The 14,637-nt window shown below is 61.0% G+C and carries 11 protein-coding genes and 2 pseudogenes; 6 read left to right on the top strand and 7 right to left on the bottom strand.

Going from position 1 to position 14,637, the window contains the following annotated elements; translation table 11 throughout:
• Positions 1-29: 29 nt before the first annotated feature.
• The 4 genes from AB6803_RS28335 to AB6803_RS28320 all read right to left on the bottom strand — a co-directional run bounded on the left by AB6803_RS28335 (position 30) and on the right by AB6803_RS28320 (position 4,294).
• Positions 30-1,301 (bottom strand): ABC transporter substrate-binding protein, encoded by a 1,272-nt coding sequence (locus tag AB6803_RS28335; RefSeq protein WP_371112026.1) that lies wholly within the window; start codon positions 1,299-1,301, stop codon positions 30-32.
• Between the two features lie 68 nt (positions 1,302-1,369).
• Entirely contained in the window at positions 1,370-2,197 is an 828-nt protein-coding gene (locus AB6803_RS28330) for a carbohydrate ABC transporter permease (protein WP_371112025.1), read from the bottom strand.
• On the bottom strand, positions 2,197-3,117 hold the full coding sequence (locus tag AB6803_RS28325) for a carbohydrate ABC transporter permease (protein WP_371112024.1): 921 nt from the start codon (positions 3,115-3,117) through the stop codon (positions 2,197-2,199). The genes AB6803_RS28330 and AB6803_RS28325 overlap by 1 nt, the downstream gene beginning before the upstream one ends.
• A complete protein-coding gene (locus AB6803_RS28320) occupies positions 3,101-4,294 on the bottom strand; it encodes an ABC transporter ATP-binding protein (RefSeq protein WP_371112023.1) in 1,194 nt (397 codons plus the stop codon). Before AB6803_RS28320 ends, AB6803_RS28325 begins: the two co-directional genes overlap by 17 nt.
• A 383-nt stretch (positions 4,295-4,677) precedes the next feature.
• Here AB6803_RS28320 and AB6803_RS28315 point away from each other — a divergent pair, with 383 nt between their 5' ends.
• Positions 4,678-5,343, top strand: a complete 666-nt coding sequence (locus AB6803_RS28315) for a TetR/AcrR family transcriptional regulator (protein WP_371112022.1) — start codon at positions 4,678-4,680, stop codon at positions 5,341-5,343.
• Between the two features lie 181 nt (positions 5,344-5,524).
• Here the strand turns inward: AB6803_RS28315 and AB6803_RS28310 are convergent.
• Positions 5,525-5,895 (bottom strand): annotated as a pseudogene (locus tag AB6803_RS28310) (nucleoside hydrolase); the annotation flags it as partial.
• Positions 5,896-5,898: 3 nt separating this feature from the next.
• On the opposite strand from AB6803_RS28310, the pseudogene AB6803_RS28305 reads away from it, so the two are divergent.
• Positions 5,899-6,575, top strand: a pseudogene (locus AB6803_RS28305) (transposase).
• 229 nt (positions 6,576-6,804) lie between these two features.
• Here the strand turns inward: AB6803_RS28305 and AB6803_RS28300 are convergent.
• Positions 6,805-7,293 carry a MarR family winged helix-turn-helix transcriptional regulator gene (locus tag AB6803_RS28300; protein WP_371112021.1) on the bottom strand — a complete coding sequence of 163 codons (489 nt, stop codon included), beginning with the start codon at positions 7,291-7,293 and terminating at the stop codon, positions 6,805-6,807.
• A 323-nt stretch (positions 7,294-7,616) separates the two neighbouring features.
• On the opposite strand from AB6803_RS28300, the gene AB6803_RS28295 reads away from it, so the two are divergent.
• Both AB6803_RS28295 and AB6803_RS28290 read left to right on the top strand, forming a co-directional pair.
• Positions 7,617-8,456 carry a p-hydroxycinnamoyl CoA hydratase/lyase gene (locus AB6803_RS28295; protein ID WP_371112020.1) on the top strand — a complete coding sequence of 280 codons (840 nt, stop codon included), beginning with the start codon at positions 7,617-7,619 and terminating at the stop codon, positions 8,454-8,456.
• 13 nt (positions 8,457-8,469) lie between these two features.
• Entirely contained in the window at positions 8,470-10,614 is a 2,145-nt protein-coding gene (locus AB6803_RS28290; RefSeq protein WP_371112019.1) for an acetate--CoA ligase family protein, read from the top strand.
• Between the two features lie 29 nt (positions 10,615-10,643).
• Here the strand turns inward: AB6803_RS28290 and AB6803_RS28285 are convergent, their stop codons facing one another.
• The gene (locus tag AB6803_RS28285; protein ID WP_371112018.1) at positions 10,644-11,543 is read right to left on the bottom strand and encodes an AraC family transcriptional regulator; all 900 of its coding nucleotides are present in this window, start codon (positions 11,541-11,543) and stop codon (positions 10,644-10,646) included.
• Between the two features lie 244 nt (positions 11,544-11,787).
• Here AB6803_RS28285 and AB6803_RS28280 point away from each other — a divergent pair, with 244 nt between their 5' ends.
• Together AB6803_RS28280 and AB6803_RS28275 are read left to right on the top strand one after the other, a co-directional pair.
• On the top strand, positions 11,788-13,239 hold the full coding sequence (locus AB6803_RS28280; RefSeq protein WP_371112088.1) for an aldehyde dehydrogenase: 1,452 nt from the start codon (positions 11,788-11,790) through the stop codon (positions 13,237-13,239).
• 75 nt (positions 13,240-13,314) lie between these two features.
• Positions 13,315-14,634 (top strand): ABC transporter substrate-binding protein, encoded by a 1,320-nt coding sequence (locus tag AB6803_RS28275; RefSeq protein ID WP_371112017.1) that lies wholly within the window; start codon positions 13,315-13,317, stop codon positions 14,632-14,634.
• Positions 14,635-14,637: the final 3 nt, after the last annotated feature.

The following is a 14,637-nucleotide window of genomic DNA, read 5'->3' as shown; positions in this document are numbered from 1 at the left end:
CGAGAGCGTTCCAGAATGGAGGCGCCGAATTACTGCGCAGCCATCACACCGGCCACATGTTCGCGGATCTTCGGCAGGGCTGCGTCGGGCGTGATCTTGCCACGCTGCAGCTGGTCGAGGATCGGCGCAACGCCCTTCCAGACATCATCCGCGGTATTATTCGGGTAGGCGAACCACGGCATGGCGGCATTCATCGACTTGAAAACTGTCTGGAAGTTGGGATGTTCGGCATAGAAGCCTTCCAGCGCCTTGGCGGTCTGAACGTTGACCGGCATGTAGCCGCTGGCCCTGGAAACTTCCGCTTGAACCGCGGCGCTGGTCATGTATTTGACGAACTCCCATGCGGCAGCGCGCTTGGCTGCATCCTTTGCAAGCACCATCAGGGCGTTGCCGCCGGCTGGCAAACCGCCCTTCTTGGCATCGATCAGCGGGAAGCGGACAGTGCGCATGGTGAAACGGTCGCCGATGGCGGTCTCGTAGGCGACGAGATCGGAAGGCGACTCGACGACCATTCCGATCTTGCCGGCGAAGAATTGCTGCTGGGCCGGCTTCGGATCCGCGTAAACCGACATCCCCGTCTTGACCGCCATGTCCTGGGTGATGCGGAGCGCTTCCAGGCCGCCCTTGTCGTCATAGCCGATACCACTGTTTTTGGCATCCAGCATCTGGTCGCCGGCGCCCATGACCATCATCTGCCAGTACCAGTCATCGCTGAGCCCGCCGACCGAGAAGCCGATGCCTTGGACGCCATTGCCGAGTTTGCTGATCTTAGCAGCCAGATCGATCACGCCGTCCCAGGTGGTCGGGAACCGATCGACGTTTCCACCGGCCTTTTCGACCAATTCCTTGTTGACATAGAGAAGCGGCAGCGATGCGGTGAACGGCATGGCATACTGCTCGCCCCTTATCTTCGCGAGGTCGAGAATGGCCGGTGCATAATTCGCCGTCTGCCAATCATTGCCTTCCTTGGCCAGCATGGGATCGAGCGACTGTGCTTCGCCGCGGTCCTTCATCACGCCGGCGATCGTTGGCAGCGAGGAATAGGAGGCGAGATACACGTCCGGCGCCGAACCGGTCATCATGCCGCGAATGACGCTCTGATCACCGGCACTGTAATTGGCCGCCGGGGCTTGATCATTGATGGTGATTTCCGGATGAGCCTTCTTGAACCCTTCGAGGATGGACTGCATGAAGGGCAACTGGGTATGATAGAAGTTCAGCGTCACTGAATCGGCCGCATAGGCCGGTGCAGTCCCAACCAGGGTCAGGGCCGCAGCCGCGAGGATGGCTTTCATTTTCATTGTGATTCCTTCGGAGTGGATTGGTCTTGACTTGCGTCTCTGCCCGGTGGCCGCCGGGCAGAGACGCATTATTTGACGCCGGTCATCGTCACCCCCTGAACGAACCTGCGCTGGGCAGCGAGGAACAGCAGGATCAGTGGTGCGGTGACCAGGGTTGCGCAGGCCATCAGAGGCCCGAAACTGTCGCCGCCTTCCTGGCCCCGGAAGAACAGGAGGCCCAGTGTCGGCGGCGCCAGATCGATGGATCTGATCACGATCATCGGCCAATAGAGATCGTTCCAATGGAAGGTGATCGAGAAGATCGAGAAGGCGGCAATGGCGGGCGTCATTGCCGGCAGGATGATGCGGATGACGATCTCCACTTCACTCATGCCGTCCAGGCGCGCTGCCAGAAGGATCTCGTCGGGGAAGGAGCGAATGAACTGGTGGAATAGGAAAATCGCAAAGCCTGAGGTCAGGTAGGGCACGATGACGCCGGTATAGGTGTCGAGAAGCCCGATCTTGGCGAGCACGATGAAGATCGGCAGCGCGGTTGCCTGAGCGGGAACGGACAGGCTGATCAGCACGATCGCGAAAATCAGGCGCCGGCCGCGAAAATCGAATTTGGCCAGCGCATAGGCGCAGGTGACCGTTGTCAGGATCTGGAACAACAGGATGCCGCCGGTCATGATCACGCCGTTCAGCATGAAGCGCGGCAATGGGCTGTCGAACAGCGCTCGGGTATAATTGTCGGCGATCGAGGTGAGGATCGGCGGCGCGTCATGCAGGCTGCCGAAAATCTGCCCCGGGGCCTGGGTAGAGGCCCGCCACATCCAGAAGAACGGATAGATCATCAGCACGGCGCCGCCCAGCAGCACGGCATGCGCCAGAATCTGGCGAAGGGAGAAACGGGCCATCAGAAATGCGCCTTTCGATTGCCGAACGCCACCTGGACGAGCGAAAACGCGCCGATTAGCATCAGATAGACGACGGTAAGTGCACTGCCATAACCGGCCTTGAGCCCGGTGAACGTATCGATATTGATCTTGTGCAGGAGCATTTCCGTCGCGCCATAGGGACCGCCATTGGTGAGCACCGCCACCGTATCAAAGACCTGGAATGCCTGGATGCAGCTCAGGACGAAAACGACAATCGTCGTAGGCGCCAGAAGTGGCCAGGTGAGATAGCGTAGCCGATCCCAGAAACCGTCCATTCCATCCAGCGCGGATGCTTCTTTCAGCTCGCCGGAAATCACAGTGAGGCCCGCCAGGAAAAGGATCAGGTTGAAGCCGATCAGGTGCCATATGCCGATGATTGCAAGCCCGATCAGTGCCAGCGTTCCGTCGGCGAAGAAATCGAGCGGCGGCAGGCCGAGCGCCGTGAACAGGCTTGCCAAGGGTCCGATATGCCCGTTCAGCAAATAGCTCCAGACGATCGACATCGCCGTCAGCGTCGACGTGACCGGCAAAAAATAGACGATCTCGTAGAAGCGCCGCGAACGGCGGCGACCATCCAGCAGCACAGCAAGACAAAGCGCACCGAAGACCGAGACCGGCACGACGATCGCCGTATAGATCGCACTGTTGCGTAGCGCGCTCCAGAAGAATGGATCCGCGAGCATGCGCGTGTAATTGCCCAGCCCCACGAAGTTCAGCGTGATGCGCCCGAGGCGGTAATCGGTCAGGCTAATCAGCAATTCGATGAAGACGGGCGCCACCACCGTTGCGACCAGGAGAATGAATGCCGGCGCGGAGAACGCACGGCCAAGCGACGCATGACTCCATTCCGCGGTCCGCATCTCGCCCGCGTTCAGCTTGGCATCAAAGCGTGTGTTCACGACGATCCTCCTGTGCCAAAGCCGCCTGCATTTCCGTGGCCCTGACGCGCCGACCGGCGGCATCGAAAACGAGCGCCGCACCTTCGGCGATCTTCAGCGTGATCCTTTCACCGACATTCCGGCCCTGGTTCAATCGGGCAAAACTCTCCGGCCGCAGCTGCACGCGCACGCTGCCTGTGCCGATCTCCGCACCGTTACAGCGGATGCCGACCTCGTTGCCGGTGAACTCGACCTGTTCCACCGGCAGAGAAAAGTCGCCAGCACCGGCATCGGTCGGGTGCAGTCGTTCCGGCCTGACGGCCAGCTGATAGATCCCGTCGGCGATGCCTTGAAGCATCAGCCCCAGCGGCCGACCATTCACGAACATGGCGCCCCCTCTGATCGTTGCCAGCATCTCGTTGATCGCAGACGTGCCGACGAACCTTGCCACGGAAAGATAGTCCGGCCGGTCATAGATCTCTTCCGGTGCAGCGCATTGCCTGATCTCTCCGCCCTCCATGACGGCGATCCGGTCCGACATCGCCATGGCCTCGGTCTGGTCGTGGGTGACATAGATGAAGGTAATGCCAGTGCGCCGGTGTAGATCGACGATCTCCTCGCGCAGCTGCTGGCGCAGTTTGGCATCGAGATTGGAGAGCGGCTCATCCATCAGGAAGACGGCAGGATGCCGGACGATGGCCCGGCCGACGGCAACGCGCTGCCGCTGACCGCCGGATAATTGTGCTGGTTTGCGGTCCATGAGCGCCTCAAGGCCAAGCTGCTTCGCCACCGTTGCAACCTCTTTAGCGATTTCGCTGCGGACGCCACGCACTTTCGATGAAAGGATGGCGGCGCCCGGCAGGCGCTGCCGGAATGAGAGGCGGGACATCTCCAGTGGCACCGCTATATTGGCCCGGACCGTCATGTGCGGGTAAAGCGCGTAGGACTGGAAGACCATGGCGATGTCGCGGGCCTTCGGCGGCAACGGTGCGACGTCGCGATCACCGATCAGGATTCGACCACCAGTGCAGGGCTCGAAGCCAGCAAGCAGGCGCAGCAGCGTCGACTTCCCACAGCCGGAAGGCCCAAGAAGCGTTAGAAATTCGCCCTCACGGATGTGAAGGTTGATGCGCTTGAGTACCTGGGTGCGATCGAACCGCTTTTCCAGGTTCATGATATCGATGGAATGACCTACCATATCCGCCACTGCTCTATCTGCGGCCATCCCGCCCGGAGGTGATCGCCCAATTCCGCTTTGCGCGCTGACCGGTGTCAGGCGAAGTCCAGCCGGTCGAGGCATCTCGACACCCGGCCCGGTTCATGTCGTCAACACGCCTTCCTCTATGGGTCATTCTTAACGTTCAGATGACACGCGCAACATAATTGATGATTTTTTATCTTTATTTTATACGATGATAGACTCCATAAATAACGTATGAGTTACTTCTATGCACTCCTAAGCTATTGACGCAGGCCGCGAAAAAACCCTATCGAATGATGGCGAGGAACAAGCCGAAGCAGGCGCGACCTGGATGATGGCCCAAGCAAAATGCATGCGCATTGATGGGAGCGAGAGGCGTCTTGACGGAAGAGAAGAGTGCGGAAGCACGCAAACAGCCTCGGCGCAGACACCCGCGCAGACCCGATCTTTCACAAACGCGTATCCTTGATGCCGCTGTTGTGGAATTCGCGGCGAACGGGCTGACAGGGACCCGCGTTGAGGCCATCGCCGAGCGGGCTGAGATCAACAAACGGATGATCTACCAGTACTTCGGCAACAAGGAACTGCTCTATCAGGCCGTCATCGAGAAGGTCTATCGCGATGTCTGGGATGCCGAGGCGGCACTGAACCTTGACCAGCTCCCTCCCCGCGACGCGCTGATCGCACTGGTGACATTCGTCTGGAACTATTATCTCGAACACCCGGAATTCATCACCATTCTGAATTCCGAAAACCAGTTGAAGGCCGTGCACTTTCGAAAGTCCCGCATTTTGAGGGAAGGCGCAGCCAACTCGCGGCCGCTTGTCGATGACATTCTGCGGCGCGGAGAGGAGGACGGCACATTTCGTGCCCGGATTGACCCGATTCAGTTAGGCCTCACAATTACGTCAGTCTGCTACTACTACTTCACCAACCATGCCACGAGCTCTATCGTCTACGGGCGCCGGTTGATGAACCGTGCAGCTTTGGATGAGCGGCTCGCTTTCAACATCGATACGATTTTGGCTATCGTCGCACCGATCTAAGCCCATAAGCAATTGATATTCAGAGCGAACGCCCGTGTTTGAGCTCTTAGCTCTTGATAGGATATGAACCGGTGATCGCATCATCGTACAAGGTGTCGACAGGAAAGCGGGTCGTCGTTTCGCACTGTTTAGCTTAGGGCTGCAGTGATCAGAACAGAAGGCTAGCCGGCTACCGCCCCGATCATGGATCGTGCAACAGGTCGAACATCAGCTTGAAGAAGCGATCCGCATCCACCTCATAGGCAATCCGAGCATTGTCAGGCTCGCCCCGCTCCTTCCAGAAATCCGCGACAGTGGCGCCGAAGGCATAGGTGCCGGAAAGATCCACACCGATATGGGCGGGACGGGTCCGCACCAGGGTAGGATCGATGGCGAGCCCCAGGGCCTGCGGATCGTCTATAGCGTCGCCGACCCCATGGAGTTGCGGTGAAGCTTCTCGTAGAACCGTAGCCAGTCCATGACCAGTCGACCGAGCGGCGTGTCGATGGTAGCAAGTTCCGCATATTGCGGTGCCTCGATCAGAACCTGCATGGTCACGTCGAGCCCGATCAGGCGATGTCAGGTTGTCTGCGGCTTAACGGTTCGTGGATAATGGGGTTGAGATGAGCAAGCCCACCATCAGCTACAAGAACCACCGCTTTCCGCCTGAGATCATCGCCCATGCTGTCTGGCTGTATTTTCGGTTCCCTTTGGGCCTGCGGCTGGTCGAGGAAATGCTGTTGGAGCGCGGGATTGTTGTGTCTTATGAAACGATCCCGCGATGGGGCCGCAAATTCGGCCCGGCTTACGCAAAGCAGTTGCGCAGAAAGAAGCCGTCGCGAAGGGACATCTGGCATCTGGACGAGATCGTCCAGACCCGCCGCGATACCAAGGCCGCCAAGCGATTGCTGATCAGGCTGCTAAGGAAGCAGGGTCTCGTGCCGAAGCGCATCGTCACCGACAAACTGCGTTCATGCGGCGCGGCAAAGCGGGAAGTCATGCCAGATGTCGAACATCGATCTCATAAGGGGCTCAACAACCGGGCGGAGAATTCTCACGTACCATTGCGAAAACGAGAACGGATGATGCAGAGATTTCGATCAGTCGGCGGCTTGCAACGCTTCACATCGATCTTTTCGGCAGTCCGAAATCTCTTCGTCGCACCGCATCAAAAACGCTCCGCTCTGGCCACCCACATTCATCGGATCCGCGCCATGGCCCAATGGAAAGCCGTGACCGGCGCGAGTGCCTGATTTCTCAGGCACACACCTTGCTTGATCATTGATGAAACAACGTGACATCGCCCCGCGATGTTTTCTTTTCCGAAGTCGAGCGCCGGGAGAATTCACGCATGTGCGCCTGCGTTTCGTGGGCCTGTGGCGGACGGATCGTCATCGATACCGGCTATCGCCATGACCTCGTCGCGTCAAAATAATCCACGCATTCCCGGAAGAAGATCGGCTGAGATAGCGTTCCAGACAATCAGCCGCCAGTCGAGGGCTCCGGGTCATCCTGGCGCGGGGCTGCTTCGCCCTCTTGGCGGATGCTTCGTAGTACCTCCAACGCCGCCTCTCGCAACTCCGGTGCGAAAAGACGCCGAAACCGTGCCTCATGTGCCTCGATGATGGCGCGCACCATCTCGAGCCTCTCCATGCCGTTCCTCGTCAGACGAAGAGCCTGCGATCGACCGCCGACGGGAGCCCGGTCGACGAGCCCGGCCTTGGTTAGCCCGACCATCAGGGGAACCATGTTGGCACGCTGGATGCCCAGGTTACGTCCGAGATCGCTCTGGGTACAGCCGGGATTGGCGTCGATCAGCGTCAGAATGGACGCTTCGACCGGCCTGAGGTCTATGGCCTGAAGCCTTGAGCCCAAGTCGGCCATCATCACGTTGGATGCCCTCCTCAGCTGATAACCTAGCAGGGTCTCAAGCGGATCGGTCAGTTTCGATGTGCGGGAGTCGATATCCATAATCCGCCTATAATGCTATTGCGCATAACAATCAAATAATGCTATGAGACATAACATTATCGGTGCGGAGGTCATATGCCGGTATTGGAGGAATCCCGTTTGAAGAATTCCGGCAGGCGCGCCGCGATCGATTGATCTGCGAAGCAACAGCTCTCCCGGCTCATTAACAGCCGCGCATTCGCGTCGGCTGGCGTGGGGCGTCTCATTTCGATTGCACCGCGGCCCAAATGGCCCCGCAAGGCTTACTGTATTCCATGCAGGTCGCGACCTCGCGGCCGGTTCCCTTTTGATGCGCAGGCCCGAACGGCAAGAAGGACACCGTCATGACAACAGAACATTCCGAAAAAGATACCGTCGCCTTTGTCGTTGACGCCGGCATAGCCTGGGTCAGCTTCAATCGCCCGGAAAAACGCAACGCCATGAGCCCAGCGCTCAATCGGCGCATGATGGAGGTTCTGGACGAACTCGAGTTTCGGGTCGATGTCGGCGTGCTGGTGCTGTCCGGTGAGGGGACTGCCTGGTCCGCGGGCATGGATCTCAAGGAGTATTTCCGCGAGACCGAGGCCCATGGTCTGCAGGGCACGCGAAAGGCGCAGCGCGAAAGCTATGGCTGGTGGCGCCGGTTGCGCTGGTATCAGAAGCCGACCATCGCCATGGTGAACGGCTGGTGCTTCGGCGGCGGTTACGGACCGCTTTTCGCCTGCGACCTCGCCTTTGCCGCCGATGAAGCCAAATTCGGACTGAGCGAGATCAACTGGGGCATCCTGCCCGGCGGCGGCGCCGCCAAGGTGGCCACCGAACTCACATGCTTCCGCAATGCCATGTACCATGCGCTGACGGGCGAGAATATTGACGGCAGGAAGGCGGCCGAATGGGGTTTCGTCAACGAGTCCCTGCCGCTTGCGCAGCTGAAGGCGCGCGTGACCGATGTCGCCAACATTCTGCTGCAAAAGAACCCCGTCGCCCTCAAAGCAACCAAGGATGCCATCCGCCGTGTGCGTGAGATGACCTACGACAATGCGGAGGACTATCTGGTCCGCGCTCAGGAAGCCGCCAACAGCTACGACAACGAGGGGCGCAAGGAGGGCATCAAGCAGTTCATCGACGACAAGACCTACAAGCCCGGTCTTGGTGCCTACGACAAGTCCAAGCACCAGGCCTGAGGAGCCCCCCACCATGACGGTCGAGATCATTAGCCGACTTCCATCAAACCTCCCCGACGGTTCGATGGAACGACTGTTGCGCCCGAGATCGGTAGCGATCGTCGGCGCCTCAGACAAACCCGGCGCGCTTGGCGCCTCGGTGCTCTCCAATCTTGACCGCAGCGGTTATGCAGGCGTTATTCATCTTATAAACCCCAAACGGACCGAGATCGGCGACCGGCCCTGCCTCGCCTCGATCGATGACCTACCGGACGGGGTGGATGCGGCGGTTCTTGCCGTTCCGCGCGCAGCCGTGCTTGCCTCCATCGAGGCACTTGCCCGCCGTCGCGTCGGCGCAGCCGTCATTTTCTCGGCGGGCTTTGCCGAGGGCGGTGACGAAGGGTTGGCCGATCAGCGCGAGATCGCTCGCATAGCGGCCGAAGTGGGAATGGTGATCGAGGGGCCGAACTGCCTTGGGATGGTCAACCATGTTGACCGTATACCGCTGACCTTCATCGAAACCGGTGCAGAGGAACTCGGCAACCGGCCGGGTATTGCGATCGTGTCGCAAAGCGGCGCCATGGCTGCGGTCCTCGGCGTGACCTTCGCCAGCCGTGATCTGGGCCTATCCTACTCGATTTCGACTGGCAACGAAGCCGCAAGTGGTGTCGAGGACTATGTGGAATTTCTGGTGGAGGACACATCCACGCAGGTCATCGCGATGATCGTCGAACAGTTCCGCAAGCCATACCGCTTTCTTGCCGCGGCGCGCAAAGCAAGCGCAAAGGGGAAACGGATCGTCCTGCTTCACCCCGGCCGGAGCAGTGCGGCGCGTGAATCTGCCGCGACCCACACAGGCGCCATGGTTGGCGACTATCAGGTCATGCGCGCCAAAGTCGCGCGGGCCGGTGTCATTTTGGCCGAAACGCTCGAGGAACTCGGCGATATCACCGAGATCGCCCTGCGCTGCCCGGTGCTTCCGGCCGGAGGGCCTGCCGTGCTTGGCGAGTCCGGCGCGTTCAAGGCCTTGACGCTCGATCTATGCGAGGAGCTCGGGCTCGATCTTCCCCCGATAGACGATGATACCGCGCCAGCGCTGCGCGCCGTCCTGCCGGCATTCGTCGGCGTCAGCAATCCGCTGGATCTGACGGCACAGGGCCTTGTCGAGCCGGACCTTTATGAAAGGACGCTCACCGCACTCTTTGACGATGCCCGTTTTGCCAGCATTGTCGCCTGCATCATCCAGACGGACCTTGTGACCTCAGGCATCAAGCTGCCGCCGATCCTGAAAGCCGTGCGCGAGCGCAAGCCGGAAAAGCCGCTGATCTTCGCAGGACTCGATGAGGGCGCCCCTATCCCGGCGGACTATATCGCGCAGTTGCGCGCGCTCGGCATCGTCTATTTCCCGTCGACCGAACGAGCCTTCCGGGCGTTGAAACGCATCGATGAATTCGCGGGGCGCGACGTCACCGCCTCCACCGCGCCGCCGGTCGCGATTGCCGGTCTCCCCTCCCAGGGAGGTGTCATACCCGAATATCGCGCCAAGCAGATCCTGGCGCCGCTCGGGATTCCCTTTCCTGAAGGGCGCCTGGCAACGACCCTGGAGCAAGCCCTCGCGGCCGCCGCCGCGATAGGCTATCCGGTCGTGCTGAAGGCGCAATCGCCCGATCTCAGCCACAAGAGCGATGCGGGTGGCGTCATCATCGGATTGGCGGACGCAGCCAGCCTCGAGGAGGGCTGGACCAAGCTGCACGTCGATGTCGCGCGCCATCGCCCAGACCTGATCCTGGACGGCGTGCTGATCGAAGCCATGGGCAACCGCGGCATCGAGCTGATCATCGGCGCGCGCAACGATCCGGACTGGGGACCGGTGATCCTGGCGGGCTTCGGCGGCGTTACGGCTGAGATTTTCAGGGATGTTCGCATTCTGACCCCCGACCTGCCCGATGACGCCATCATCCGCGAGCTATATCGGCTGAAGAATGCGCCTTTGCTGCGCGGCTTCCGCGGCTCACCGCCGCTTGACGTTGGCGCGGCCGCCCGGATCATTGCCTCGCTCGGCCGACTGCTGCTTGCCGAGCCGACGATCCAGGAAATCGACCTCAATCCCGTCGTGATCTATCCCGACGGCGAAGGTGCGGTGGCGCTGGACGCCCTGATGCTGACCGCATCCGATTGAACTGCGAAACCCACATGATTGAGAAATGATCACGGCCAGTCGGAATAGCCCGATGAGAGCATGTCGCTCCGGGCGACTTCCGTCTTTCTGGCGAAATCGCGGTAGGTCGCGGGGGAAAATCCGGTCCTTTTCTTGAAGAAATGACTGAAATAGGTGGGGTCTCGAAATCCGAGACTGTCGGATATCTCCTGGACCGTGCGAGCCGACCGCTCCAGCCGCAACTTCGCCTCCTGGACGACGCGCTCATGCAGGAGCTGGACGGGCGAGCGGCCAAGCGCACTGCGGCAGATCGAATGCAGGCGATCGGTGGTAACGCCGAGCTCCCGCGCATAATCGCTGATCGGCCGGTGCTGCCGGAACCAGATCTCCACCAGCTGCCGGTATCGCTGCAGGATCGAGGCGCCACCGCCACGGCCGCGCTGCTCGGCCGCCTCGCTGCCGCCGGTGCGCCACAGCGTCATGAGGATCAGCCGCAAATAGGCGGAGATGACCATCCACGAAGCGCGCGAGGGATCGCCAAGCTCCCGCACGAAGCCCGCCACAAGCGGCTGCGTCTCTTCCACGGCATACGGCCTCGGCTCGTCCGTCAGCCAGGGCCTCTCGCTGAAGGTCCGCAGCGCATAGGATTCCGCCTGATCGCCGATCGCGTCCACCATGATCTGCGGCGACGCGCCGATCAAAAAGCCTGCGGCACCGGCCGAGATACGCAGCTCACACCGTGCCTGCGGCGGCAGATAGGCAAGCGCCGGCCCTTGCAGCGATCGTTGCTCCTCCGGCTCGAACAGCAAGGCGGCGGTTCCCGCCTGCAGCAGAAACAGATGGTGGAAATCGGCATAGATGCCTTTCTGGAAACGGAGCGTCCGGTGTGACAGCGACGGCTCCCGCCACTCGCCATGCGCATGATGATGGATGCCGCCATCGGAAACCATGGATCTCTCCCCCTGCCTGCATCGCGAATCCTTGGCCGGGAAAGCCAATTAATCGCAATATTAACCCAGAAAAACACATTCCTTCCGAATTGCAATGGCGTAGTCTCATCTCATGAGCCTCTGGGAGGAGGACTCCGCACAACAGATACCGATTGCGAGGCCGCATCCCGGCCGCGACTGAGCGTGCGCGCCTTCTCCCATCGATGCGAGTGCGGGAAAGCCCGCAGAGAACCGGACGATGGCGATGTTTGTGGCAAAGCTTCTGATCGATGACGAGATGGCGGATGCGTTAGATGCATCCACCTTCGAATGCCTTGATCCGGCAACCGGCGATGTCGCGACCATCGCGCCGGCGGCCTCGACATTTGACGCAGCGCGGGCGGCCAATGCCGCCGCCGCGGCCTTTCCCGCCTGGTCGGAACTAGGTCCCGGTGAACGCCGCGCACTGCTTAACCGGGCGGCAGACATTCTCCTTGCACGATCAGCGGATTTCGTGGCGGCGATGGTCGGAGAGACCGGGGCGACCGCCCTTTGGGCCAGGATCAATTGCGAGCTCGCTACCGACATGCTGCGCGAGGCCGCCGCGCTGACCACCCAGGTGACCGGCGAGATCATTCCCTCGGGCATTTCCGGCAATATTTCGATGGCGGTGCGCCAACCGGCGGGCGTCTGCGTCGGCATCGCGCCCTGGAATGCGCCGATCATCCTTGGCGTCCGGGCGATCGCCATGCCGCTTGCCTGCGGCAACACGGTCGTACTCAAGGCCTCCGAACTCTGCCCGAAGACCCATTGCCTGATCGGAGAGGTCATGCGCGAGGCGGGCTTCCCCGCGGGCGTCGTCAATGTCGTCACCAACGCTCCGAAGGATGCCGCTATCGTCGTGGAGGCGCTGATCGCCCACCCCGCGGTGCGCCGGATCAACTTCACCGGCTCGACGCGCGTCGGTCGGATCATTGCCGAGACAGCGGCGAGGCATCTGAAACGCTGCTTGCTCGAACTCGGCGGAAAGGCACCCTTCATCGTGCTCGCGGACGCCGATATCGATCAGGCCGTCCGTGCGGCGGCCTTTGGCGCCTTCATGAACCAGGGCCAGATCTGCATGTCCACCGAGCGCATCATCCTGCTCGACGCGATCGCCGATGAATTCGTCGAGAAATTCAAGGCGAAGGCCTCGACCCTCGTGGCCGGAAATCCACTCGATGGCAACACGCCGCTCGGAACGATGATCAGCGCCGAGGCGGTGCGGCGCATCAAGGCGCTCGTCGACGATGCCTTGCAAAAAGGAGCGGTCGTTGTTTGCGGCGGACAAGCGAACGGCATGCTGGTGGATGCAACCGTGGTCGATCATGTGACGCCCGCCATGCGCCTCTATCGGGAGGAAAGCTTTGGACCGCTGGCGGCAATCATTCGCGTCGACAGCGTCGACGAGGCCGTCACCATCGCCAACGACAATGAATACGGACTGTCTTCGGCAGTGTTCGGCCGCGATATCAACCAGGCGCTGGCTGTCGCCAGGCGCATCGAGGCAGGCATCTGCCACATCAACGAGGCAACCGTTTCCGACGAACCGCAAATGCCCTTCGGCGGGGTCAAGTCGAGCGGCTACGGCCGTTTCGGCGGCAAGGCCGCGATCGACGAATTCACCGAATTGCGCTGGATCACGCTGGCATCCGGCACGCGGCACTATCCGATCTGAGCCGCACTACGGCGGTCGACCGGCAAGACTGAAGAAGCATGGGGCGAGAGGGCTCCAAAAGGGAGGAACGATTGCATGACCAACAATCTCATCGGAACGAGAATCAACCCCGCATCGTTGACGCGCCGTTCGTTCATAGCGGCGACAGCAGCCGGTAGCGCGGCACTGGCGCTTGGCGGGCGGGCAGCATTTGCCGCCGACGGCGACACGCTCAAGGTCGGCTTCATCAGCCCGCGCACCGGCCCGCTTGGCGGCTTCGGCGAGACGGACGGATATGTGCTGGAACTGGCCCGCAAGGCGCTGACGGCCGGACTACAGGCGGGCGGCAAGACCTGGAAGGTGGAAATCCTCGACCGGGACACACAGTCCGATCCCTCCCGCGCCGGGCAATTGGCGAAGGACCTGATCAACAACCAGGGCATCGACCTGATGCTGGTCGTTTCCACCCCGGAAACCATCAACCCTGTGGCCGACGCCTGCGAGGCGGCCGGCGTACCCTGCCTGTCGACGGTCATGCCTTGGGAAGCCTGGTATTTCGGTCGTGGCGCCAAGCCGGGGGCGCCGTCGCCGTTCAAATGGACCTATCATTTCGGCTTCGGCGTCGGCGAGTTCCTCAAGACCTATATTTCACAGTGGAACCTGATCGAGACCAACAAGAAGGTCGGCGTCATGTATCCCAATGATGCCGACGGCAACGCCATCCGCGCCAATCTGGCCCCGGCCCTTTCCAAGGCCGGCTTCACCATCGTCGATCCGGGCGCCTATGAGACCGGCACGACCGACTTCTCGGCGCAGATCGCCCTCTTCAAGCAGGAAGGCGTCGAGATCTTCAACTCTTTCCCGATCCCGCCGGATTTCGCCGCCTTCTGGCGTCAGGCGGCCCAGCAGGGCCTGACCCAGCAGATCAAGATTTGCCAGGTTGCCAAGACCGGGCTCTTCCCCTCCGACATCGAGTCGCTCGGTGACCTCGGCGTCAATATCAGCAGCGCCGCCTACTGGCATAAGGCATTCCCCTACAAGTCGTCGCTGACGGGCGTGTCCGGGACGGAGCTTGCGGACGGCTACGAAGCATCGAGCGGCAAGCAATGGACGCAGCAGCTTGGCGCCAGCCTCTCGCTTCTCGACGCCGGTTTCGACGCCCTGAAGGCCAGCACCGACGTCAAGCGCAAGGAGTCCGTGGCCAAGGCGATCAGCACGCTGAAGACCACGACGATTGCCGGCAAGGTCGACTTCACCAGCGGACCGGTCGCCAACGTCTCGCCCGGACCGATCATCGGAACACAATGGGTAAAGGCGCAGGAAGGTTCCAAATTTGCGCTCGACTATGTCGTCACCGAAAACGTCACCGACCCGAACGTTCCGGTCGGCATCAAGCTCATCCCCTACAATGGGTAACGG

Origin of the sequence: Rhizobium sp. RCC_161_2 (genome assembly GCF_041355235.1) — a bacterium.
Taxonomy (GTDB): domain Bacteria; phylum Pseudomonadota; class Alphaproteobacteria; order Rhizobiales; family Rhizobiaceae; genus Rhizobium.
This window is presented reverse-complemented; position numbering and strand designations above follow the sequence as displayed.

Excerpts from the sequence above, each read along its gene's own strand:
- AB6803_RS28335 (WP_371112026.1), bottom strand. The coding sequence starts at position 1,301 with ATGAAAATGAAAGCCATCCTCGCGGCTGCGGCCCTGACCCTGGTTGGG.
- AB6803_RS28330 (WP_371112025.1), bottom strand. The coding sequence starts at position 2,197 with ATGGCCCGTTTCTCCCTTCGCCAGATTCTGGCGCATGCCGTGCTGCTG.
- AB6803_RS28320 (WP_371112023.1), bottom strand. The coding sequence starts at position 4,294 with ATGGTAGGTCATTCCATCGATATCATGAACCTGGAAAAGCGGTTCGAT.
- AB6803_RS28300 (WP_371112021.1), bottom strand. The coding sequence starts at position 7,293 with ATGGATATCGACTCCCGCACATCGAAACTGACCGATCCGCTTGAGACC.
- AB6803_RS28295 (WP_371112020.1), top strand. The coding sequence starts at position 7,617 with ATGACAACAGAACATTCCGAAAAAGATACCGTCGCCTTTGTCGTTGAC.
- AB6803_RS28290 (WP_371112019.1), top strand. The coding sequence starts at position 8,470 with ATGACGGTCGAGATCATTAGCCGACTTCCATCAAACCTCCCCGACGGT.
- AB6803_RS28285 (WP_371112018.1), bottom strand. The coding sequence starts at position 11,543 with ATGGTTTCCGATGGCGGCATCCATCATCATGCGCATGGCGAGTGGCGG.
- AB6803_RS28280 (WP_371112088.1), top strand. The coding sequence starts at position 11,788 with ATGTTTGTGGCAAAGCTTCTGATCGATGACGAGATGGCGGATGCGTTA.
- AB6803_RS28275 (WP_371112017.1), top strand. The coding sequence starts at position 13,315 with ATGACCAACAATCTCATCGGAACGAGAATCAACCCCGCATCGTTGACG.